Source organism: Microbacterium sp. NPDC079356 (assembly GCF_049545465.1).
Taxonomy (GTDB): Bacteria; Actinomycetota; Actinomycetes; order Actinomycetales; family Microbacteriaceae; genus Microbacterium; species Microbacterium gawkjiense.
On the sequence record NZ_JBMWDN010000006.1, the window covers coordinates 66787 to 88296 of the forward strand.

Consider the following 21510-nt stretch of genomic DNA (forward strand, 5'->3'; position numbering starts at 1 on the left):
GCCGCTCACTGCTTCCAGCGGTACTCCGTCTCGGGGCGACCCGGGGTCCCGTACCGTTGCACCCGCTCGACCCGGCCCGCCTCGGCGAGGTGCTCCAGGTATCGCCGCGCGGCGACCCGCGACATCCCGAGCCGGTCCGCCGCCTCCCGCGCCGACGCCGGCCCTGTCCGCAGCAGCGCGCTCACGCGGCCGAGGGTCTCGGGCGACAGCCCCTTCGGCAGAGTCGGCGCGGGCGCGGTGCGCAGCGTTCCGAGCATCGCGTCGATCTCGGCCTGCGTCGCCGCGCCCGCCGTCTGCGACACCTGGTCGCGGAAGCGGCGGTACTGCTGCATCCGATCCTGGAAGTCGCCGAACGTGAAGGGTTTGACGAGGTACTGCACCGCACCGAGCGTGATCGCCTGTCGCACCACCTCCGCATCGCGGACCGACGTGATCGCGATGACGTCGACCGTCCCGGCTCGGGCGCGCAAGTGGCGGAGGACATCGAGGCCCGAGCCGTCCGGCATCGTCATGTCGAGCAGGACGAGGTCGATGTCGGCGGCGCGGGGACTGTCGAGTAGGGCGGCGACGGCGGCGCGTGCGCCGGTGCACTCGGCGACGACCTCGAAGCCGTCCAGCCGCTCGACGTAGTGCCGGTGGAGTTCGAGGGTGAGGGCGTCGTCGTCGACGACCAGCACGCCGATCATCCGTTGCTCCGGGGGAGGATGACGCGGAACGTCGTCGGATCGGACGTCACCGAGATCGTGCCCTCGGCCTCCTCCACGATCGAGCGCACGAGGGCGAGGCCCACGCCGCGACCGAGCTCGCCCGCGGGTTTCGTCGAGAAGCCGTGCGCGAAGATGCGGTCCGCGATCTCAGCCGGGATGCCGTCCCCGCTGTCGGCGACCTCGACGGCGAGCTCGTCCTCCGCGGTGGGGGTCATGCGCACGTCCACCCACCGCGGCGCGGCGCCGGACGCCGCGGCATCCAGCGCATTGTCGATGAGGTTTCCGACGACCGACACCGCGTCGACGGGGGAAAGCACCGATCGCGGCGCGTCGGCGTCGATGCGCGCGCGCCACTCGATGCCGCGCTCGGCGGCCTGCGACGCCTTTCCGAGCAGCAGGGCGCCCACAGTGGGGTCGCCCTCGCGGCGGGCCGCGACCTGATCGACGAGCAACTGGCTCTGCCGGGCGTCCTCCGAGAGGATCTCGATCGCCTCGCTCGTGCGGCCCAGTTCGAGCAGGGCGATGGCCGTGTGCGATCGGTTGCCGTGCTCGTGCGTCTGCGCCCGGAGCGCCTCCCCGAGGGTGCGCATGGACTCGTACGACGAGACGGCGTCGCGCACCGCGCCGGCGGGGAGGTCTCCGGTGACCCGCCGGGTCGCCCGCCGGGCGAGGATGGCTCCGGCGAGCCCCGCCGCGGCGAGGACCACCGCGATGCCGACCGCCACCAGGACGCGCGGGCCGAGCGTCTCGGCGATCGATCCGATCGTGACGCCCACCGACACGCGCCCCACGACCTCGCCGTCCGAGACGACCGGCACGATCGTCCGGACGGACGGCCCCAGGGTCCCGGTGAACTCCTCCGTGAGGGTCGCGGTGCCCTCGGGGATGGTCCCGAGGTAGCGCTCGCCGATCCGAGCCGGGTCAGGATGGGTGATCCGGATGCCGGAGGGGTCCATCACGGTCACGAAGTCGACGCCGGCGTCGGCGATGATCGCCTCGATCACGGGCTGCAGGACGCGCGACGCCGCGGCGCGGTCCCCCTGCGCAAGGGCGTCGACGACGCCGGCGCTGTCGGCGATCGTCTCGGCCACCGCCCGCGTCACCCGCTCGGCCTCCGCGCGGACGGCGCGCTGGCCCTCCCAGAGCAGGATCCCCGCCATCGCGAGGGAGAGGACGACGACGGCGGCCGAGACGGCGACGAAGACGCGGGATGCCGCGCTCGTCGGTCGGGGTCGCGCCACCCTGCACTCCTCTCGCCGTTCTGCGAACAATACGACCACAACGGCGGATGCCGGTCCGCGAGGCGCACGCTGATCCTCGTCGACACCGCCGTCGGCTCACGACAAAGACTGTCACGCAGGAGAGATCATGGCCCTCACAACCTCGTTCCGGCTCCCCGGATACAACCCCCGCCGCGGCAAGCAGGCCTGGGACAAGCACACCTGGCTGTACGTCTCGGTGATCATCGCGGTGGTCCTCGGCTGCGTCGTCGGTCTCCTCTGGCCGACCTTCGCCGTCGAGCTGGAACCGGTCGGCAAAGCGTTCGTCAACCTCATCAAGATGATGATCGCGCCGATCATCTTCTGCACGATCGTCGTCGGGGTCGGCTCCATCGCCAAGGCGGCCACCGTCGGTCGCATCGGCGGCCTCGCGCTCCTCTACTTCATGGCGATGTCGACCTTCGCCCTGGGAGTCGGTCTCGTGGTCGGCAACATCATCCACCCGGGTGAGGGCCTCAACATGCAGAGCGCGACCTACGACACCGGTTCGCTGCCCGAGGCGAAGACGACGACGGAGTTCATCCTCGGCATCATCCCGACCACCTTCTTCTCGGCCTTCACCGGCGAGAGCGTCCTCCAGGTCCTGTTCATCGCTCTGCTCGTCGGCTTCGCCCTGCAGAAGATGGGCGCCAAGGGCGAGCCCATCATGAACGCGGTCAAGAACCTCCAGGCCCTCGTCTTCCGCATCCTCGGCATGATCCTCTGGCTCGCCCCGATCGGTGCGTTCGGCGCCATCGCCGCCGTCGTCGGCAAGACCGGTGTCGCGGCGATCCTGAGCCTCGGCCTTCTGATGATCGCCTTCTACATCACGTGCATCGTGTTCATCGTCGGCGTCCTCGGAACGCTCCTGTACGCCGTCGCCCGCATCAACATCTTCCAGGTGATGAAGTACCTCGGCCGCGAGTACCTGCTCATCGTGGGCACCTCCTCGAGCGAGTCGGCCCTGCCGCGCCTGATCGCCAAGATGGAGCACCTCGGCGTCTCCAAGCCCGTCGTGGGCATCACGGTCCCCACCGGGTACTCGTTCAACCTCGACGGCACCGCGATCTACCTGACGATGGCGTCGCTGTTCATCGCCGCCGGCATGGGCGCGCCGATGTCGATCCCCGAGCAGATCGGTCTCCTGGTCTTCATGATCATCGCCTCAAAGGGTGCTGCCGGTGTCACCGGTGCGGGCCTGGCGACCCTCGCGGGCGGTCTGCAGGCCTACCGCCCCGACCTCGTCAACGGCGTCGGCGTCATCGTCGGCATCGACCGGTTCATGTCCGAGGGCCGTGCGCTCACGAACTTCACCGGCAACGCGGTCGCGACGCTCCTCATCGGCACGTGGACGAAGCAGATCGATCGCGAGCAGGTCGCCGCGGTCCTCGCGGGGCAGCGACCCTTCGACGAGTCGACGCTCACGGGTCACGGCGTCTCGGACGACACCGGCGCCGTCGACACGACGGGCCTCGGTGACGCCGCCCTCGACGAGGCAGCGGCCAAGGAGGAGCGCGCTCGCCGCCGCGCGGAGGTGGCTTCGCACTGACGCGACACGAACGCGGCGGGCCCGGACAGCCAGAAGGTGTCCGGGCCCGCCGTCATGTCGGGCCGTTCGGGCTCAGCCGCTCTTGCGTCGGAACTCGCGCTTGGTGACGGCGCCGTGCGTCCCGTGCACGGCGGAGTCCCCGTCCAGGTGGGCTTCACCCTTCCGGCTCTGCGCGTTCTTCTTCTCGAGCGCCTCGCGGAACTTCCGCTTCATGTCTTCGGATGCCGCGTCCGCGGTCTTCTCGTCGTCGCTCATGCCGCCACGATACGCACTCCGAAGGGTCCGCTGATAGGCTGGGCCGGGTTGCCCGCGGTCCTCATCGCGGCATCCGCTCAACTTCACAGTGAGCTCATGGAGCAGGCCCGGCAGGAAGCTGGTCCCCTGTGGTGGATTCCCATCCCGTTCCCGCGGATGGTGGTCTTCGACTGGTGGCCAGCGCAGGCGGTCCTCGCGGATTCTCCGCGCGCCCATATCTGCCTGTTCCTGCTCCTTCGCACGATCTCGCTCGCGAAACGCGCGTGCGAGTCTAAACAAAGAAGGAGAGACCTCTTGGAAGGTCCTGAAATCACCGCCGCCGAAGCCGTCCTCGACAACGGACGCTTCGGCACCCGCACCGTCCGGTTCGAGACCGGACGCCTCGCCCAGCAGGCGCAGGGCGCCGTCGCCGCCTACCTCGACGAGGAGACGATGCTCCTGTCGGCCACCAGCGCCGGCAAGCACCCCCGTGAGGGCTTCGACTTCTTCCCGCTGACCGTCGACGTCGAAGAGCGTTCGTACGCGGCGGGCAAGATCCCCGGCTCGTTCTTCCGTCGCGAGGGTCGTCCCTCGACGGAGGCGATCCTCGTCTGCCGCCTCATCGACCGGCCGCTGCGTCCGTCGTTCGTCGACGGCCTCCGCAACGAGGTCCAGATCGTCGTGACGGTGCTGTCCATCGCGCCCGGCGAGTACTACGACGCCCTCGCGATCAATGCGGCCTCCGCGTCGACGCAGATCTCGGGTCTGCCGTTCTCGGGCCCGATCGCCGGTGTGCGCCTCGCGCTCATCCCCGGTCACGGCGAGCACGCCGACCAGTGGGTCGCGTTCCCGAACCAGAAGCAGGTCGAGGAGGCCGTATTCGACCTCATGGTCGCCGGTCGCGTCCTGCCCGACGGCGACGTCGCGATCATGATGGTCGAGGCCGAGGCCACCGAGAACTCGTGGAACCTCATCAAGGGCGGCGCCGTCAAGCCGAGCGAGGACATCGTCGCCGGTGGCCTCGAGGCCGCCAAGCCGTTCCTCAAGCAGCTCGTCGAGGCGCAGGCGCAGATGGCCGCCGAGTCCTCGCGCGAGCCGGGCGTCTACCCCGTCTTCCCGCCGTACAGCTCCGAGGTCTACGACTTCGTGGCCGGCCGCGCCTACGACGACCTGGTGAACGTGTACCAGATCGCCGACAAGCAGGAGCGTCAGGCTGCCGACGACGCCGTGAAGGACCGCGTCAAGGCGGAGCTCATCGCGGCCGTCGAGGCGGAGCAGCTGCCCGCCGGCGCGCCGATCGAGTTCTCCGCCGCGTACAAGTCGGTGACGAAGGTCGTCGTCCGCGGCCGCATCCTCTCCGAGGGCGTCCGCATGGACGGCCGCGGGCTGGCCGACATCCGTCCGCTCGACGCCGAGGTGCAGGTCATCCCGCGCGTCCACGGCTCGGCGATCTTCCAGCGCGGCGAGACCCAGATCCTGGGTGTCACCACTCTGAACATGCTCAAGATGGAGCAGCAGATCGACTCGCTGTCGCCCACGACGAGCAAGCGCTACATGCACCACTACAACTTCCCGCCCTACTCGACCGGTGAGACCGGCCGTGTCGGCAGCCCGAAGCGTCGCGAGATCGGGCACGGCTTCCTGGCCGAGCGCGCCCTCGTGCCCGTGCTGCCGAGCCGCGAGGAGTTCCCGTACGCGATCCGCCAGGTGTCCGAGGCGCTCGGCTCCAACGGCTCGACGTCGATGGGCTCGGTGTGCGCCTCGACCCTGTCGCTGCTGAACGCCGGTGTGCCGCTGCGCGCACCCGTCGCCGGCATCGCGATGGGCCTCGTGACCGACGAGGTCGACGGCCAGACGCGCTACGCCGCGCTGACCGATATCCTCGGCGCCGAGGACGCCCTCGGCGACATGGACTTCAAGGTCGCCGGCACGAGCGAGTTCATCACCGCGATCCAGCTCGACACGAAGCTCGACGGCATCCCGTCGTCGGTGCTCGCCGCCGCGCTGACGCAGGCGAAGGATGCCCGCCTCACGATCCTGAACGTCCTGAACTCGGCCATCGACGCGCCCGACGAGATGGCGCCCACCGCGCCGCGTGTCATCAGCGTCCAGATCCCGGTCGACAAGATCGGCGAGCTGATCGGCCCCAAGGGCAAGACGATCAACGCGATCCAGGACGAGACCGGCGCGCAGATCTCGATCGAGGACGACGGCACGGTGTACATCGGCGCCGTCGACGGTCCCTCGGCCGAGGCCGCGCGGGCGCAGGTGAACGCCATCGCCAACCCGACCAACCCCGAGGTCGGCGAGCAGTTCCTGGGCACGGTCGTCAAGATCGCGACCTTCGGTGCGTTCGTCTCGCTCCTGCCCGGCAAGGACGGCCTGCTGCACGTCAGCGAGGTCCGCAAGCTCGCGGGCGGCAAGCGTGTCGAGAACGTCGAGGACGTCCTCGGTGTCGGTCAGAAGATCCTGGTCCGCATCACCAAGATCGACGACCGCGGCAAGCTGTCGCTCGAGCCCGTGGTCGAGGAGTCGGCTCCCGCCGGCGACGCGGCCGCCGAGGCGCCGGCCGAGGCCTGATCCTCCTCTGACGAACGCCCGTCCTCTTCGGAGGGCGGGCGTTCGCCGTTTCACTGCCGCCCCGCTGCGGCAACCGTTATCGAAACGTCATCGTTCACGGGGTGGCTGTGCACGTCGCGTCCGAGGGCTGCTCTACCCTCGGAGTGAGCGCACCCGGCGGCGCGTGGACGCATGTCTCCCCGAGCGCTCTGCAAGGAGACGGGCATGGCAGCGTTCGAGACGGCGGATCCGACGTCGCCGAGCGCCGCGCCCACCCTGCACCCGTCCGGTCCGCTGCCCGTCCACGGCGCTCCGGTGGGGCGCACCGTGCGCGTCCCCCTGGGCGAGACCGGGTTCTCGGTGTTCCCGCTCATCCTCGGCGGCGGCGAGTTCGGCTGGCACGTCGACATCGCGGCGGCCCACGCCATCCTCGACCGCTACGTCGACCGCGGCGGCAATGCGCTCCACACCTCCGACAGCTACGCCGCCGGTCGCAGCGAGCACGCCATCGGCAGATGGATGGCGGCCCGGCGCAACCGCGACGACATCGTCCTCACGGTCCGGGTCGGTCGCGGCGCCGACAACCCCGGTCTCGGCCCGGTCAACCTCGTGCGGGCCGTCGAGGCATCCCTCATCCGACTCGGCACCGACCGGATCGACGTGCTGTCCCTCGACGGCACCTCCGACCGCACCACCATGCTCGAGGACACCCTCGCCACGGCGGAGTGGCTCGTCGAGTCGGGCAAGGTGCGCGCTGTCGGCGCCGCGGGCTACCGCGCCGCGCAGCTGGTGGAGGCCCGCATCCTGTCGGCGGCCGGATACCCCCGCTTCACGGTGCTCGACGTGCCGTACAACGTGCTCCGGCGCGACGAGTTCGACGGCGATCTGCGACTGGTCGCCGGCGCGCAGGGCATCGCCGTCACGCCGTCGCAGGCCCTCGAGCACGGGTACCTGTCGGGGATGCATCGCGACCGCGACCACGTCGGGGGCACGGTGCGCGGTCGCCAGTTGGCGGCGAGTATGAACCGTCGAGGCGCGCGCACCCTGCGGGCGCTCGACCGCATCTCGGGCGAGCTCGCGGTGCCGCCCGCCGCCGTCGCGATCGCCTGGCTCCTCGGGCAGCGGGTCGTCGCGGCCCCGATCGTCAACGCGTACGCCGTCGCCCACGTCGACGAACTCGTGCAAGGCGTCGGTGTGCACCTCAGCCGCGCCCACCTCGCAGAGATCGCGCGAGCCACCGACTGAGGCTGGTTTAGGGTGGAGGGAGCCGGGGCAACCCCCGGCGCACCTTCGACGAAGCGAGCAAGCGGTGACGCACTATCTTTATCTGGTGCGACACGGCGAGCACCTCGACGCCGAGCACGGGCTCGCCGACGGACCGCTTTCGCCGCGCGGTCGTCGGCAGGCCGAGCTTCTCGCCGATCGTCTCTCGGGCGTCCCGCTCACCGCTGTGTGGCACTCACCGCTGGTGCGTGCGGCCGAGACCGCTCGCGCTGTCGCCGAGCGCCTGCCCGCGGTCGACCCCGAGCCCACCGCCCTGCTGTTCGACTGCGTGCCGAGTGGCATGACGCCGGACACCCCGCACGTGTACGAGCCGTTCTTCGGGGGAGTGACCGAGGCCGAGGCCGACGCGGGAGCCGCGCAGATGGCGGATGCCGGGGCGGAATTCCTCGCGCACCGTCCCCACGCGCACGAGCTGCTCATCACCCACAACTTCGTCATCGCGTGGTTCGTACGCGAGGTGCTGCAGGCGCCGGAATGGCGGTGGCTGACGATCAACCAGGCGCACTGCGGCCTGACGGTGCTGGCGCAGCGCCCGGGGCGTCCGTGGACGCTCGTCTCCCACAACGACCTCGCGCACCTGCCCGTGGAGCTGCGGACGGGTCTCCCCGACATCCTCTCGGTGTGAGGTGCTGACAGGCCCTCTCCTCGCCGAGTGGCTCCCCGTCTCCGCGGGCGCCCTGCTGTTCCTCGTCGTCGCCGCCGGTGTCGCCGGCTGGGTGGACGCCGTCGTCGGAGGAGGCGGCCTCATCCAGCTCCCCGCCCTCGTGATCGGGGTGCCGAAGGACGTCGCCACGCCGTTCATCCTCGGGACGAACAAGCTCTCGTCCTTCTTCGGGACGCTCTCGGCCAGCTGGGTCTATCTGCGTCGTGTCCGGGTCCACCTCACCCTCCTGATCCCGCTCGTCGCCGGGGCGTTCGCCGGTTCCGCCGTCGGTGCGGCCCTCTCGCGGTACGTGCCCCGTGAGCTCCTGACCCCCGTCGTGCTCGTCGCCGTCGTCGCCGTCGGCGTCTACACGCTGCTGCGGCCGCGCATGGGGCTGAACCACGAGCCGCGGCATACGGATCGCCGCGCCGTGGTGTGGCGCTCGGGCGCCATCGGGCTCGGGGTCGGCTTCTACGACGGCATCCTCGGGCCGGGCACCGGGTCGTTCTTCGTCATCCTCCTCGTCAGCGTCCTCGGCTTCGGGTTCCTGCAGGCGAGTGTGAACGCCAAGATCGCGAACCTCACGACGAACCTGGCCGCGCTCATCGTCTACGGCGTGCACGGCGAGATCATCCTCGCCCTCGGCCTGCTGATGGCGTGCGCCAACATCACCGGTGGCCTCCTCGGCGCACGGATGGCCACCCGCGGCGGCAACGGCTTCGTCCGCGTCGTGTTCCTCGTCGTCCTCGGCCTGCTGGTCGTCAAGCTCGCGTGGGACACGATCGCGTCGTTCCTGCCCGCCTAGGCTGGTGGCATGACGACGCGCGTGGCCCTCGTGGGCGGGAACGGCAAACTCGGCGGGATCATCGCGCAGGTGATCGCAGCGACCGACGGATACGAAACGGTCGCCGTCCTCGGGTCCTCGAGCGACCTCGCCGAGCTCGACGGTGCCGATCTCGTCGTCGACGCCTCGACCCCGGCCGTGTCGATCGACGTCGTCCGCGCCGCGATCGAGCGCGGCAAGAACGTCCTCGTCGGCACCTCCGGATGGTCCGCCGAGCGCATCGCCCTCGTCCGCCCGCTGGTGGATGCCGCCGGCACGGGCGCCGTCTTCATCCCGAACTTCTCGCTGGGTTCGGTGATCGGGTCCGCGCTGGCTGCGGCATCCGCTCCCTTCTTCCCCTCGATCGAGATCGTCGAGACCCACCGCGAGACGAAGGTCGATTCGCCCAGCGGCACGGCCGTCCGCACCGCGGAGCTCATCGCCGCGGCGCGGTCGGAGGTCGGACCCGTCGAGGCGCCGCACGTCGACCAGCGCGCGCGGGGCCAGCAGATCGCCAGTGTCCCCGTCCATTCGCTCCGCCGTCCGGGGGTCATCGCCCGCCAGGAGACGATCCTGTCGGGGCCGGGGGAGTCGCTCACGATCGTCCACGACACGGTGGACCCTGCCGCGGCCTATGCCCCCGGCATCCGCGTGGCACTCGACGCCGCCCGCGACGCGTCGGGGATCGTCGTCGGTCTCGACGCGATGATCGACATCGGGATCCGGATGCCGCACACGTCCCGCACCGTGCCGGTCGCCGACGGGGACGTCTCGGGCCAGGTCGCCGCGACGACCGCCCGATGAGGACCCGCATCGGCGTCGGGATCGTCGCCGTCGTCCTCGTCCTCTACATCGCCCTCGTCGCGCAGCGCGCCGTGCTGCTCGTGGCGAGCGGCGATCCGGTGGGCATCGCGATGGGGATCGCCCTCGTGCTCCTGCCCGTCGTGGCGGTGTGGGCGCTGTGGCGCGAGCTGAGCTTCGGCCTGGGAGCGCAGCGGCTCGGCCGACGACTCGAGGCCGAGGGCGGCCTGCCGGAGGAGGAACTGTCGCTGCGCCCGAGCGGACGCCCCGTGCAGGCCGAGGCCGATGCGCTCTTCCCGGCGTACCGCGACGCCGTCGAGCGCGACCCCGGCGACTGGCGCGCCTGGTACCGGATGGGGCTCCTCTACGACGGTGCGGGCGACCGCCGGCGCGCACGCAGCGCCATCCGCACCGCGATCTCGCGCGAGCGCGCCGACCGTCGCGGCTGACCGGTCAGACGGCCGCCGCGACGGCGTCCTCGACGGTCGGATGCCGGAACGTGAAGCCCGTCTCGAGCAGCACCGCCGGGACGACGTGCGTGTCGTTGGCGAGCAGCGCCTCGACCGCGTCCTTGCCGAGCACGAGCCGGACCGCCCACAGGGGCGCGCGCAGCACGTACGGGCGGTTCAGGCGGCGTGCCAGGGCGAACCCGAGGTCGTTCGCGGTGGCGCGTTCGGGCCCCGTCAGGTTGACCGGCCCCGTGATCCCGCGGTCGATGACGTGGCGGATCGCACGGACCTCGTCCTCGAGCGAGATCCACGGCCACACCTGCGTGCCGCGGCCGAGCGGCCCCGACAGGCCGAGCTTGGTGAGCAGCAGCAGCGGCTTCAGCACGCCGTCCTGGTGGACGACGGGGGCGGTGCGCAGCAGCGCGGTGCGGACGCCCGATGCGGTCGCCGCGGACTCCCACTCGCCGCAGAGGTCGGACAGGAACGCGTCGCCGCGCGGACCCGACTCGTCGAAGGTCCGGCCGTGCGCGTCAGGCGGGTAGTACCCGGTCGCCGAGGAGCTCACGAACAACGGCGCCTCGTCCGCGAGCTCGCGGAGGGCGCGGGCGAGTGTCTGCGTCGGATGGATGCGCGACCACACCAGCGTCTTCTTGTACGAGGGCGTCCACGGGAAGCGCCCGATCGTCGCGCCGTTGAAGTTCACGACGGCCGCAGCCCCCGCGAGCACCTGGGGGTCGAGCGGCGATTCGCCCGGCGCCCAGGTCACCTCGTCGGGGGTCTGCGCCTCGTGGCGGACGAGTCGCGTGACGGTGTACCCGTCGGCCCGCAGCGAATCGACGAGCGCCCGTCCGATCAGACCCGACGCCCCCGAGACGACGACGCGGCGATCAGGCAAGCGTCGCCTCGAGCGTGATCTCGATGCCGGAGAGGGCTGCCGAGACGGGGCATCCCGCCTTCGCCTCGTGGGCGATGCGGTCGAAGTCCTCCGCCGAGAGGCCGGGCACCGACGCGTTGACGTTCAGGTGCGAGCCGGTGATCCCGGTGCCGGGGATAAAGGTGACGGATGCCGTGGTCTCGACGCTCTCGGGCGGGGTGCCGTTCTCGGCGAGGGCGTTGGAGAGGGCCATGCTGAAGCACGACGAGTGCGCGGCGGCGATGAGTTCCTCGGGCGTCGTCACCGAGGTGGATCCCTCGCTGCGCGCCTTCCAGTTCACGGCGAACGGTCCCTGGTTGGAGCTCTCGAGGGCGACCTCGCCCGAACCTTCGAACAGGGTGCCCTTCCAGCTGGTGGTGGCTTCGCTCGTGACGCTCATGGTGTCTCCTCGGTCGTGGTCGTGACGGATCGATGCCGAGCCTAAACCTCGTCCATGAGCGTGCGATATGACTTGACGCGGCCGCAGCGGAGCGTCAGGCGATACGGCCCACGAGGCGGACGCGCTGCAGGACCAGCCACAACTGGCATCCGAGGCACAGCCCGAACACGGCGTTGAGGAACGCGGCCATGAAGGCGAGGCCCGCGGCGATCGGGAGCGCCACCGGGACGCCCATCACGTGGAGCAGCAGACCGACGGTGGTGACGAAGAGTCCGACGCCCTGGGCGAAACGGGGCGGACGGGGGTCCTCGAGGTCGGTCGGGGGAGCGAGGCGGGGCTGGATGAGGCGGCGGTAGAGCACACCCCACGGCGCCGTGCGCGGCGAGACCACACCCCACAGGAACAGCACCGCGATCACGAGGACGGCGAGGAAGCCGAGGTCGAGGAGGCGCATCGGCAGCGGTGTGAACGGAAGCACCCAGCCCTGGACCGGGACGATGAACATGCCGCCGCCCAGCGGGCCGAGCCAGCCGAATCCGGCGTCGGTGTGAGCGGTCGAGCTCCCCAGCAGCGCCAGCAGCGTCGCAACGAGCAGCAGCACCGACGTGACGGATGCCGCGAACCGCGGCCCGCGCGGATCGATCCCGCGCACCTCAGCCACGGCCGGCTCCCGTGGTCACCCGGTCGAGCTCCATCTCGACGACCTGGCGTCCGGGTGTGCCGCCGAACCGGGAGCGCACGACGCCGTGCTTGTCGAGGATGAGGGTGGTCGGGGTCTGCAGGACCCGGAAGTGCTGCGCGATGTCGACGCGGTGGGTGAGGTCGACGTCGAGGTGGATGACCCCGTCCCGCTCGTCCGCGATCTCGCGGAGCGTGCGGTGGACGCCCGGGCACCGGCCGCACATCTCGGTGCTGAACTGCAGCAGGGTCGCCTCGTCGCCGAGCCGCTCCGCGCCCAGGCGGGTCGGCTCGACGACCTCCTGCGGGTCGAAGGGACGCGGCCGGTTCTGCCGCCACCGCAGCGTGAGACCGATGCCGACGGTGACCGCGAGCAGCGCGGTCAGCACGACGATGGCGGGGAGGAGTTCCATGACCGCTCCACAGTAATGCCGGCCGCGGTGTCGGGGCGCCGCGGCGTCATCCGGCGTCACCCCGGCGGGTAGTGTGTGAGCCGTGAGTGAGCGCGCCGACAGCCCCGAGATCGAGTTCCGCAGCGATGTCACCGTCGAGCTGGTGCGCTCGTCGGCATCCGACAGTGACGTGCTCTTCGCGGCCCGGGTCTCGACCCAGGGCGAGCAGACCCTCGAGGCCGCCGCCGAGGGCACCGAGGCGACGGGGCGCGACCGCGGCCTCATCAACTACCTCATGCGCGACCGCCACGGTTCGCCGTTCGAGCACAACTCGATGACCTTCTACGTCCAGGCGCCGATCTTCGTGTTCCGCGAATTCATGCGGCACCGCATGGCGTCCTACAACGAGGAGTCGGGCCGCTACCGCGAGCTGCGTCCCGTCTTCTACGTCCCGGCCCCCGAGCGCAATCTCGTGCAGGTCGGCAAGCCCGGCGCCTACCAGTTCCTCCCCGGGTCCGAGGAGCAGGTCGAGCTCGTCGCCCGCGAGACGCGCGCGGCATCCGTCGCCGCTTTCGAGAGCTATCAGCGGATGCTGGACGCCGGCATCGCCCGCGAGGTCGCCCGCATCGTCCTGCCGCTGAACATCATGTCCTCGATGTACGTGACGGTGAACGCCCGGTCGCTGATGAATTTCCTGTCGCTGCGCACCACCCGCGAGGGCACGCACTTCCCGTCGTTCCCGCAGCGCGAGATCGAGATGTGCGCCGAGAAGATGGAGAACGTGTGGCGCGAGCTCATGCCGCTCACGTACGCCGCCTTCAACGCGAACGGTCGCGTCGCCCCCTGACCCGCTCCTAGGCTGGCGCGCATGACTCGCACCGCCCTCGTCACCGGAGCCAGCTCCGGGATCGGCGCAGAGTACGCCCGTCAGTTGTCGTCCCGCGGCGCCGAAGTCGTCCTCGTCGGCCGCGACGCCGACGCGCTGCGCGCTCTCGTCGACGAGATCGCGGCGGCCGGAGGACGGGCCGAGCTCCTCGTGGCCGACCTGCTCGATCCCGCCGAGCGGCGGCGCGTCGAGGAGCGCGCGGCGGGTGTCGACGTGCTCGTCAACTGCGCCGGCTACGGCCTGCGCCGCGCGTTCGAGGAGAGCGACATCGACGAGGAGGCCCGCCACCTCGAGCTCCACGCCGAGGTGACGATGCGTCTCACCCGTGCCGCGCTGCCCGCCATGCTCGAGCGCGGCAGTGGCCGCATCCTGAACGTCGCCTCGGTGGCGGGGCTGGTCCCGCGGGGCACCTACGGAGCGGCCAAGGCGTGGGTCGTGAGTTTCAGCCGGTGGGCGAACGCCGTCTACGCGCCCCGCGGCGTGACGGTCACGGCGGTGTGTCCGGGCTTCGTCCACACGAACTTCCACGAGCGGCTCGGCCTGCCGCCCGGACAGGAGGGCGTCCCCGGATGGATGTGGCTGGAGGCCCCTCAAGTGGTGCGCACCTCGCTGCGCGACGCCGCCCGCGGCCGTGCCGTCAGCATCCCCTCGTTCCGATACAAGGCTCTCGTCGCCGTCTCACAGCTGCTGCCCGACCGCGTGGTGGTGCCCGCCGCTTCCCGCGGCCGCTGACCCGGAACACCGTTTTCGCAGCCGACACGCCGCCGGGGCGTGCGTTCGCTGCGGCGTGTCTCCGGTCGACCGGTCATCTGCGTCGGGATGCCGGGTGTCATCGCCTCCTCACACGAGATCGGCCCGCTGCCGCTGTCCACAGGTGCGACGACTCCGCACCGGATCCGGGCCGGACGCCGCCACGCTCGATCGGGTGCTTCCCACCGCCGTCACCGCCGTCGCCGCCGTCGCGTCCCAAGGGGGAGTCGCGCGGACGCGGACCCTTCGGGACACGGGAGTGACGGATGCCGCACTCCGCGCCGCGGTCGAGGCGGGTCACCTCCTTCGAGCACGACAGGGCGTGTACGCCCTCCCGGATACCGCCCCCGCCGTTCTCGAGGCACTGCGAGGGCGGGGTCGGGTCGCCTGCCTCAGCGCCGCGCGACATCACGGGCTCTGGACCCTCGATGGGGGACCGCACTCGCAGACCCACATGTGGGTCGATCCGGACCGACACACCGTCCCCGCGCCCGTCGGCGTCGTCGTCCACCGAGACGGTCACCGGGCACCGCGTCGCCTCGAGACGGTCGACCTCGTGCACTGCCTGAGCCAGATCGCCCGATGCGCCGGCACGGAGGCCTTTCTCTGCGCGCTCGAATCCTCGCTGCGGCAGGGACTCCTCACGCATGGCGAACGGGAAGAGCTGCGAACCGCGGTACCCGTCGGCATCCGTCCGCTGGTCGATCTCGCGCGAGCGGATGCGGACAGCGGGCTCGAAACGCTCATCCGGTATCGGCTGCACCTCCTCGGCATCCCCTGCCTCTCCCAGGTCACCATTCCCGGCGTCGGCAGAGTCGACCTGGTCGTGGGGGACTGCCTCATCATCGAGGCCGACGGTCGAACGCATGAAGGCGAGGGCAGGCACCGCGACCTCGTTCGCGATGCGGTCGCGGCGACCCTCGGCTTCGTGACCCTGAGATTCGACGCGGCGATGATCCTCCACGATTGGCCCACGGTCGAGTCCGCCGTCCTCGGGGTCCTCGCACGCGGCGGTCACGAGTCCGACTTCGGCCGTCGCGTCCGTGCCGCTTTCTGATCGAAAGACCGGCGAAGGGGCCGGCACGCCGCTCACTCGACGATCATCGGGGCGCGCCCTCCACCTGACCGGTCCTTTCTGCCCGAACCCGACCGCGCGCCCGACCCAGCCTCCCGACCACCACCCCGCACGACCGGCGGACCCCGACCGGTACCCTGGGAACCATGACGCACTCCGCCAATCCGTTCGGTCAGGTGCTCGTCGCGCTCGTCACTCCGATGACGGCCGACGGCGAGGTCGATTGGCCCGCGGTCGAGAAGCACATCGACGACGTCATCACCGGCGGCGCCGACGGCATCGTCGTGACCGGCACGACCGGTGAGACCAGCACGCTGACGGATGCCGAGAAGCTGAAGCTCGTCGAGGTCGGCAAGTCCGTCTCCTCGGGTCGCGCCAAGATCATCACGGGCGGCGGTTCCAACGAGACCGCTCACGCGATCGAGCTCTACAAGGCGAGCGAGAAGGCCGGCGCGGACGGCATCATGATCGTCACGCCGTACTACAACAAGCCCACCCAGGCCGGCATCCTGACGCATTTCCGCCTCGTCGCCGACGCGACGGACCTGCCCGTCATCCTCTACGACATCCCCGGGCGCACGGGCGTGCCGATCAAGTATGAGACGATCCTGCGCCTCGCCAAGCACCCGAACATCCTCGCGGTGAAGGACGCCAAGGGCGACTTCAGCGAGGTCAGCCGCGTCCTCAACCAGACGGACCTGCTCTACTTCTCCGGCGACGACGCCAACGTCCTGCCGCACCTCTCGATCGGCGCCGCCGGCCTCATCGGCGTCACGGCGAACATCACGTCCGCTCCCTACCGGGTGATCGTGGATGCCGTGAACCGGGGCGACCTGAAGACCGCGACCGCCGCGCACCAGAAGCTCGAACCCCTCGTCCGCGCCGTGATGACCCACGTCCCGGGCACCGTGAGTGCGAAGTACATCCTCCACGGACTCGGCCGCATCTCCAGCCCGCGCGTGCGTCTGCCGCTCGTCGGGCCGGAGGAGTGGGAAGCCGCCCTCATCGAGGACGAGCTCGCCCTCGTCGCGGATGTCGACGGTGCCGACTTCTCCAACTTCCGACCTGACCGCAATGCCGCCGCCGGCGGCGCCCTCCCGAAGGTGCATGGAACAACTCGATGACCACTCCCGTCTCCGCCCCTGAAGCACTCGCGCCCGGCACGCTGCGGGTGACCCCCGTCGGCGGACTCGGTGAGGTCGGCCGCAACATGACGGTCTTCGAGTTCGACGGCAAGCTGCTCATCGTCGACTGCGGCGTGCTCTTCCCTGAGGAGCACCAGCCCGGCGTCGACCTGATCCTGCCCGACTTCGAGGCGATCCGCGGCCGGCTCGACGACATCGTCGGCGTCGTCCTCACGCACGGTCACGAGGATCACATCGGTGCGGTGCCCTACCTCCTCAAGCGCAAGGGCGACATCCCCCTCATCGGGTCGCAGCTGACCCTCGCGCTCGTCGAGGCGAAGCTCAAGGAGCACCGGATCAAGCCGTACACGCTCACGGTGAAAGAGGGGCAGCGCGAGCAGGTGGGGCCCTTCGACCTCGAGTTCGTCGCGGTCAACCACTCCATCCCGGATGCGCTGGCCGTCGGCATCCGCACCCCCGCGGGTCTCGTCCTCGCGACGGGCGACTTCAAGATGGACCAGCTGCCGCTCGACGGTCGCCTCACGGACCTCCGCGCGTTCGCCCGTCTCGGCGAGGAGGGGGTCGACCTCTTCCTCGTCGACTCCACGAACGCCGACGTCCCCGGCTTCACCCCGCTCGAGCGCGCCATCGGACCGGTGCTCGATCAGGTGATCGGCAAGGCGCCGCGCCGCGTCATCGTCGCGAGCTTCTCGAGCCACGTGCACCGCGTCCAGCAGGTCATCGACGCTGCCGCCGCCCACGGCCGGCGGGTCGCGTTCCTCGGCCGGTCGATGGTCCGCAACATGACGATCGCCGAGCAGCTCGGCTACCTCCACGTCCCCGACGGCGTCCTGATCGATTACAAGAAGGCCAAGGACCTCCCCGACGATCGCATCGTCTACATGTCGACGGGTTCGCAGGGCGAGCCGATGGCCGTGCTCTCGCGGATGGCGAACCTCGACCACGCGATCGAGCCGGGCGAGGGCGACACGGTCATCCTGGCCTCGAGCCTCATCCCGGGCAACGAGAACGCCGTGTACCGCGTGATCGACGGGCTGACCAAGCTCGGGGCGAACGTCGTCCACAAGGCGAACGCGAAGGTCCACGTCTCGGGCCACGCCGCCGCCGGTGAGCTCCTCTACTGCTACAACATCCTGAAGCCGAAGAACGTCCTGCCCGTCCACGGCGAGTACCGCCACCTCATGGCGAACGCCAAGCTCGCGCAGGACAGCGGCATCCCCGCCGAGAACACGATCCTCGCCGAGAACGGCACCGTCATCGACCTGAAGGACGGGGTGGCTCGTGTCGTGGGTCAGCTCGACCTCGGCTTCGTATACGTCGACGGGTCGTCCGTCGGCGAGATCACGGACGCCGACCTGAAGGACCGTCGCATCCTGGGTGAGGAGGGGTTCATCTCCGTCATCGTCGTGGTGGATGCCGCGACCGGCCGCATCGTCACGGGTCCTGAGATCCACGCGCGCGGCGTCGCGGAGGACGACGCGGTGTTCGACTCCGTGAAGCCGAAGATCGCTCAGGCGCTCACCGACGCCGCCCAGTCGGGTGTCCGCGACCAGCACGCCCTGCAGCAGGTCGTGCGCCGCACGATCGGGCGCTGGGTCAACCAGTCGCTGCGTCGTCGACCGATGATCGTCCCCATGGTGATCGAAGCCTGACGAGGCCGCTACCATTCGGGCATGCCCGAGTCGTGGTCGCTGCGCCCGGCCGTTCAGGCGGACGGGGTGTTCCTCGGCGACATGGTCGTCGAGGCCGCCAACTGGCGGCCCGGTGCGGCGCGCCCGCGACACGAGATCTTGTCGCATCCCGATTACAGCAGGTACCTGTCGGGGTGGATGCGGCCCGGTGACGTCGGGTTCGTCGCCGTCGCCGGCGCGGAACAGGTCGGGGCCGCGTGGTACCGGACGATGCCGCCGAACGATCCCGGCTTCGGGTACGTCGGCACGGGGGTGCCCGAGCTCATCATCGGGGTGAAACCGCTGTGGCGTTCGCACGGCGTCGGACGTGCGCTCCTGCGGCGACTGTGCGACGAGGCCCGTACCGAGGGCCGCGCGCGCATCTGCCTGTCCGTCGAGCGGGGGAACTTCGCCCAGGTCCTCTACCGGAGCGAGGGGTTCGCGGTCACGCGCAGCGGGTTCGGCCGCGACACGATGGTCATGCGCCTCGGCTGACCGCGGATACCGGCGAGGGGTCGCGTCAATCCGGGCACATGTCGGTCCTCGCGCCTACCGTGGAAGGTATGCCCAGGAGCAGCAGTCCGGCCAGCAAACCCCGCGCCTCCGCGTCGGGCTCCTCGGCGCGCGCGAAGAAAGCCGAGCCCACGCCTCGTCGAAAGGCCGAACCGGCCCCGAAGCGGTACGTCGACGACGTCGAGCGTCCCCCGGTCCTGGTCCGCGCCTGGCTGGGGCTCGCACACGTGGCGGGCGGCATGTTCCGCGCCTTCGGCTCCGAATCGCTCGAGAAGGACCAGCGGCGCGACGGGTTCCCGTTCCTCCTCGTCCTCATGGCGATCGCCGGCGCCGTCGTCGAATGGTTCCTCATCGGGACCGAGGTCGGCACCAACATCAGCGCCTACACCGTGGGTGCGCTCATCGGCCGCGAGGCGTTCGTCTTCCCCGTCATCCTGCTCCTGCTCGCGGGGTGGCTCTTCCGGCATCCGCCCTCCGTCCACGACAACGGCCGGATCGGCATCGGTGCGGGCCTGTTCATCCTCGCGGTCGCCGGTTTCTGCCACGTCGTCGCGGACCGACCGCAGCCGAGCGAGGGCCTCGCCGCACTGAGCGCCGCGGGCGGCCTCTTCGGGTGGGCCATCGGCGAGCCGTTGACGGTGCTCTCCGAGATCGGGGCCGGCATCGTGCTGGGCCTGCTCGCGTTCCTCAGCGTCCTCATCCTCACCAAGACACCGCCGAACCGCATCGGGCGGCGCCTCGGCGACCTGTACGCCTGGATGTTCGGCGCCGAGCGCTCCGAGGCCGACGACGCCCCGTCCCAGGGTCGGACCGGACCGACGGTCGCCTTCGACGCACCCGAGGACGAGGGCGAGTCGCTGCCCTGGTGGCGGCGCAACAAGTCCGGCCGCGAAGAGGACGCCGACGGCGGACTGGGCGCCGACGACCTGACGGCGCTCCTCGAGGCCAGCGGCGACGGCAGCTTCGACAACCCGGTGACGACGCCGACGCCCGAGGTGATGCCGGATGCCGTGACGGAGATCATCGCGCCCGCCGCGCCTCGCACGCCGGGCCGCAAACGCGACGCCGCGGCCGGGGACGTGCCGCCCGTCCCGCCGCTGCCGGACTTCGTGGCCGCGAATCTCGACTCCGTCGACCCGGATGCCGCGGACTACCGGCTGCCGTCCGCCGACGCGCTCGCCGCCGGCACGCCGCACAAGGCGCGCTCCGAGGCGAACGACGCGATGGTCCGCGCCATCATGGGCGTCTTCGAGCAGTTCTCCATCGACGCGAAGGTGACCGGCTTCTCGCGCGGCCCGACCGTGACCCAGTATGAAATCGCTCTGGGGTCCGGGGTCAAGGTCGAGCGCATCACCGCGCTCACCAACAACATCGCCTACGCCGTCGCCTCCAACGAGGTCCGCATCCTCGCCCCGATTCCGGGCAAGAGCGCGATCGGTGTCGAGATCCCCAACACCGACCGCGAGATCGTCACGCTCGGCGACGTCCTGCGCTCGCCCAACGCGCAGCAGGCGACGCATCCCATGACGATCGGCATCGGCAAGGACGTCGGCGGCGGCTACGTCGTCGCGAACCTCGCCAAGATGCCCCACCTCCTGGTCGCGGGATCGACCGGCTCGGGCAAGTCGAGCTTCGTGAACTCGATGATCACGAGCCTGCTGATGCGCGCGAAGCCGTCGGACGTCCGCATGGTGCTCATCGACCCCAAGCGGGTGGAGCTCACCTCGTACGCCGGCGTGCCGCACCTCATCACGCCCATCATCACGAACCCCAAGAAAGCGGCCGAAGCGCTGCAGTGGGTCGTGAAGGAGATGGACATGCGGTACGACGACCTCGCGTCGTTCGGATTCCGTCACATCGACGACTTCAACCGCGCCGTCGTGGCGGGCGAGATCCAGCTCCCCGCCGGCAGCGAGCGCGTCCTGAAGCCCTATCCCTACCTGCTGGTCGTGGTCGACGAGCTCGCGGACCTCATGATGGTCGCTCCCCGCGACGTCGAGGACTCGATCGTCCGCATCACGCAGTTGGCCCGTGCCTCCGGCATCCACCTCGTCCTCGCGACGCAGCGGCCGTCGGTCGACGTCGTGACGGGTCTGATCAAGGCGAACGTCCCGTCCCGTCTCGCGTTCGCGGTGACGAGCGTCACCGACTCGCGCGTCATCCTCGACCAGCCCGGCGCCGACCGCCTCATCGGACAGGGCGACGGCCTCTTCCTCCCGATGGGGGCCTCGAAGGCCGTGCGCGTCCAGGGCGCCTGGGTCGCCGAGAAGGAGATCGAGAAGGTCGTCGCGCACGTCAAGAACCAGGCGCGACCCGAGTACCGCAAGGACGTCGAGGCGATCGTCGAGAAGAAGGAGATCGACGCCGACATCGGTGACGACCTCGAGCTGCTCCTCGCCGCCGCCGAGCAGATCATCACGACCCAGTTCGGGTCGACGTCGATGCTGCAACGCAAGCTCCGGGTCGGCTTCGCGAAGGCGGGTCGCCTCATGGACCTCCTCGAGGCGCGCGAGATCGTCGGTCCCTCCGAGGGTTCCAAGGCCCGCGACGTGCTCGTCACCCCCGACGAGCTGCCCGCCGTCCTCGCCCGCCTCCGCGGCGAGGAGCCTCCGGCGGACGCGACGCCTGTGTCGACTCCTGCGGCCGACCCGTACGGGCCCGACGCGGTGACGCAGCAGTTCGAAGGCTACGAGGTCGTCGAGTCCGAGGGTGATGAGGATGCCTGGGGTCTCACGGGCCGCGACTAGGGTCGGGTGTCCGCGGCTCGATAGGCTCGGACC

Annotated in this window: 21 protein-coding genes; 14 read left to right on the forward strand and 7 right to left on the reverse strand. The window is 70.5% G+C overall.

The features are described from left to right. Positions 1-5 precede the first annotated feature (5 nt). Entirely contained in the window at positions 6-686 is a 681-nt protein-coding gene (locus tag ACPEH0_RS12950) for a response regulator (RefSeq protein ID WP_311289757.1), read from the reverse strand. After that, complete coding sequence (locus ACPEH0_RS12955) at positions 683-1948, reverse strand: sensor histidine kinase (RefSeq protein WP_366214356.1); 1266 nt, start codon at positions 1946-1948, stop codon at positions 683-685. The genes ACPEH0_RS12950 and ACPEH0_RS12955 overlap by 4 nt, the downstream gene beginning before the upstream one ends. Positions 1949-2075: 127 nt before the next feature. Between ACPEH0_RS12955 and ACPEH0_RS12960 the strand changes: the two genes are divergently transcribed. Further along, on the forward strand, positions 2076-3515 hold the full coding sequence (locus tag ACPEH0_RS12960) for a cation:dicarboxylate symporter family transporter (RefSeq protein WP_366214357.1): 1440 nt from the start codon (positions 2076-2078) through the stop codon (positions 3513-3515). Between the two features lie 72 nt (positions 3516-3587). Here the strand turns inward: ACPEH0_RS12960 and ACPEH0_RS12965 are convergent, their stop codons facing one another. Further along, the gene (locus ACPEH0_RS12965; RefSeq protein WP_064003169.1) at positions 3588-3770 is read right to left on the reverse strand and encodes a DUF5302 domain-containing protein; all 183 of its coding nucleotides are present in this window, start codon (positions 3768-3770) and stop codon (positions 3588-3590) included. Between the two features lie 294 nt (positions 3771-4064). Between ACPEH0_RS12965 and ACPEH0_RS12970 the strand changes: the two genes are divergently transcribed. From ACPEH0_RS12970 to ACPEH0_RS12995, 6 genes are all read left to right on the forward strand, one after another. Further along, a complete protein-coding gene (locus ACPEH0_RS12970; protein WP_064003170.1) occupies positions 4065-6329 on the forward strand; it encodes a polyribonucleotide nucleotidyltransferase in 2265 nt (754 codons plus the stop codon). 204 nt (positions 6330-6533) lie between these two features. Further along, entirely contained in the window at positions 6534-7553 is a 1020-nt protein-coding gene (locus ACPEH0_RS12975; protein ID WP_217531392.1) for an aldo/keto reductase, read from the forward strand. A 64-nt stretch (positions 7554-7617) separates the two neighbouring features. Further along, a complete protein-coding gene (locus ACPEH0_RS12980; protein WP_217531391.1) occupies positions 7618-8217 on the forward strand; it encodes a histidine phosphatase family protein in 600 nt (199 codons plus the stop codon). Position 8218: 1 nt separating this feature from the next. Further along, positions 8219-9040 (forward strand): sulfite exporter TauE/SafE family protein, encoded by an 822-nt coding sequence (locus ACPEH0_RS12985; protein ID WP_217531390.1) that lies wholly within the window; start codon positions 8219-8221, stop codon positions 9038-9040. 9 nt (positions 9041-9049) lie between these two features. Further along, complete coding sequence (gene dapB / locus ACPEH0_RS12990; protein WP_217531389.1) at positions 9050-9862, forward strand: 4-hydroxy-tetrahydrodipicolinate reductase; 813 nt, start codon at positions 9050-9052, stop codon at positions 9860-9862. Further along, on the forward strand, positions 9859-10308 hold the full coding sequence (locus ACPEH0_RS12995) for a tetratricopeptide repeat protein (protein WP_366214358.1): 450 nt from the start codon (positions 9859-9861) through the stop codon (positions 10306-10308). The genes dapB and ACPEH0_RS12995 overlap by 4 nt, the downstream gene beginning before the upstream one ends. A 4-nt stretch (positions 10309-10312) precedes the next feature. On the opposite strand, the gene ACPEH0_RS13000 is transcribed toward ACPEH0_RS12995, so the two are convergent. The 4 genes from ACPEH0_RS13000 to ACPEH0_RS13015 form a co-directional block, all read right to left on the reverse strand. Next, positions 10313-11203 carry a TIGR01777 family oxidoreductase gene (locus tag ACPEH0_RS13000; protein ID WP_366214359.1) on the reverse strand — a complete coding sequence of 297 codons (891 nt, stop codon included), beginning with the start codon at positions 11201-11203 and terminating at the stop codon, positions 10313-10315. Continuing rightward, the gene (locus ACPEH0_RS13005; RefSeq protein ID WP_359920772.1) at positions 11196-11621 is read right to left on the reverse strand and encodes an OsmC family peroxiredoxin; all 426 of its coding nucleotides are present in this window, start codon (positions 11619-11621) and stop codon (positions 11196-11198) included. Before ACPEH0_RS13005 ends, ACPEH0_RS13000 begins: the two co-directional genes overlap by 8 nt. A gap of 94 nt (positions 11622-11715) precedes the next feature. Further along, positions 11716-12282 carry a DUF4395 domain-containing protein gene (locus tag ACPEH0_RS13010; protein ID WP_217531386.1) on the reverse strand — a complete coding sequence of 189 codons (567 nt, stop codon included), beginning with the start codon at positions 12280-12282 and terminating at the stop codon, positions 11716-11718. Further along, positions 12275-12712 carry a TlpA family protein disulfide reductase gene (locus ACPEH0_RS13015; protein WP_064003179.1) on the reverse strand — a complete coding sequence of 146 codons (438 nt, stop codon included), beginning with the start codon at positions 12710-12712 and terminating at the stop codon, positions 12275-12277. Before ACPEH0_RS13015 ends, ACPEH0_RS13010 begins: the two co-directional genes overlap by 8 nt. Before the next feature lie 82 nt (positions 12713-12794). Between ACPEH0_RS13015 and thyX the strand changes: the two genes are divergently transcribed. The 7 genes from thyX to ACPEH0_RS13050 all read left to right on the forward strand — a co-directional run bounded on the left by thyX (position 12795) and on the right by ACPEH0_RS13050 (position 21477). Continuing rightward, the gene (thyX, locus tag ACPEH0_RS13020) at positions 12795-13538 is read left to right on the forward strand and encodes an FAD-dependent thymidylate synthase (RefSeq protein ID WP_217531385.1); all 744 of its coding nucleotides are present in this window, start codon (positions 12795-12797) and stop codon (positions 13536-13538) included. A gap of 21 nt (positions 13539-13559) precedes the next feature. Beyond that, positions 13560-14309: an SDR family NAD(P)-dependent oxidoreductase gene (locus ACPEH0_RS13025; protein ID WP_366214360.1), complete on the forward strand. Its 750-nt coding sequence runs from the start codon at positions 13560-13562 to the stop codon at positions 14307-14309. Between the two features lie 193 nt (positions 14310-14502). Continuing rightward, positions 14503-15384, forward strand: a complete 882-nt coding sequence (locus tag ACPEH0_RS13030; protein WP_366214361.1) for a type IV toxin-antitoxin system AbiEi family antitoxin domain-containing protein — start codon at positions 14503-14505, stop codon at positions 15382-15384. A 164-nt stretch (positions 15385-15548) separates the two neighbouring features. Then, a complete protein-coding gene (dapA, locus tag ACPEH0_RS13035; RefSeq protein ID WP_064003182.1) occupies positions 15549-16526 on the forward strand; it encodes a 4-hydroxy-tetrahydrodipicolinate synthase in 978 nt (325 codons plus the stop codon). Beyond that, positions 16523-18199 carry a ribonuclease J gene (locus ACPEH0_RS13040; RefSeq protein ID WP_311859948.1) on the forward strand — a complete coding sequence of 559 codons (1677 nt, stop codon included), beginning with the start codon at positions 16523-16525 and terminating at the stop codon, positions 18197-18199. The genes dapA and ACPEH0_RS13040 overlap by 4 nt, the downstream gene beginning before the upstream one ends. A gap of 21 nt (positions 18200-18220) precedes the next feature. Further along, the gene (locus ACPEH0_RS13045) at positions 18221-18712 is read left to right on the forward strand and encodes a GNAT family N-acetyltransferase (RefSeq protein ID WP_217531381.1); all 492 of its coding nucleotides are present in this window, start codon (positions 18221-18223) and stop codon (positions 18710-18712) included. Positions 18713-18780: 68 nt separating this feature from the next. Then, complete coding sequence (locus ACPEH0_RS13050) at positions 18781-21477, forward strand: FtsK/SpoIIIE family DNA translocase (RefSeq protein WP_253034314.1); 2697 nt, start codon at positions 18781-18783, stop codon at positions 21475-21477. Positions 21478-21510 lie beyond the last annotated feature (33 nt).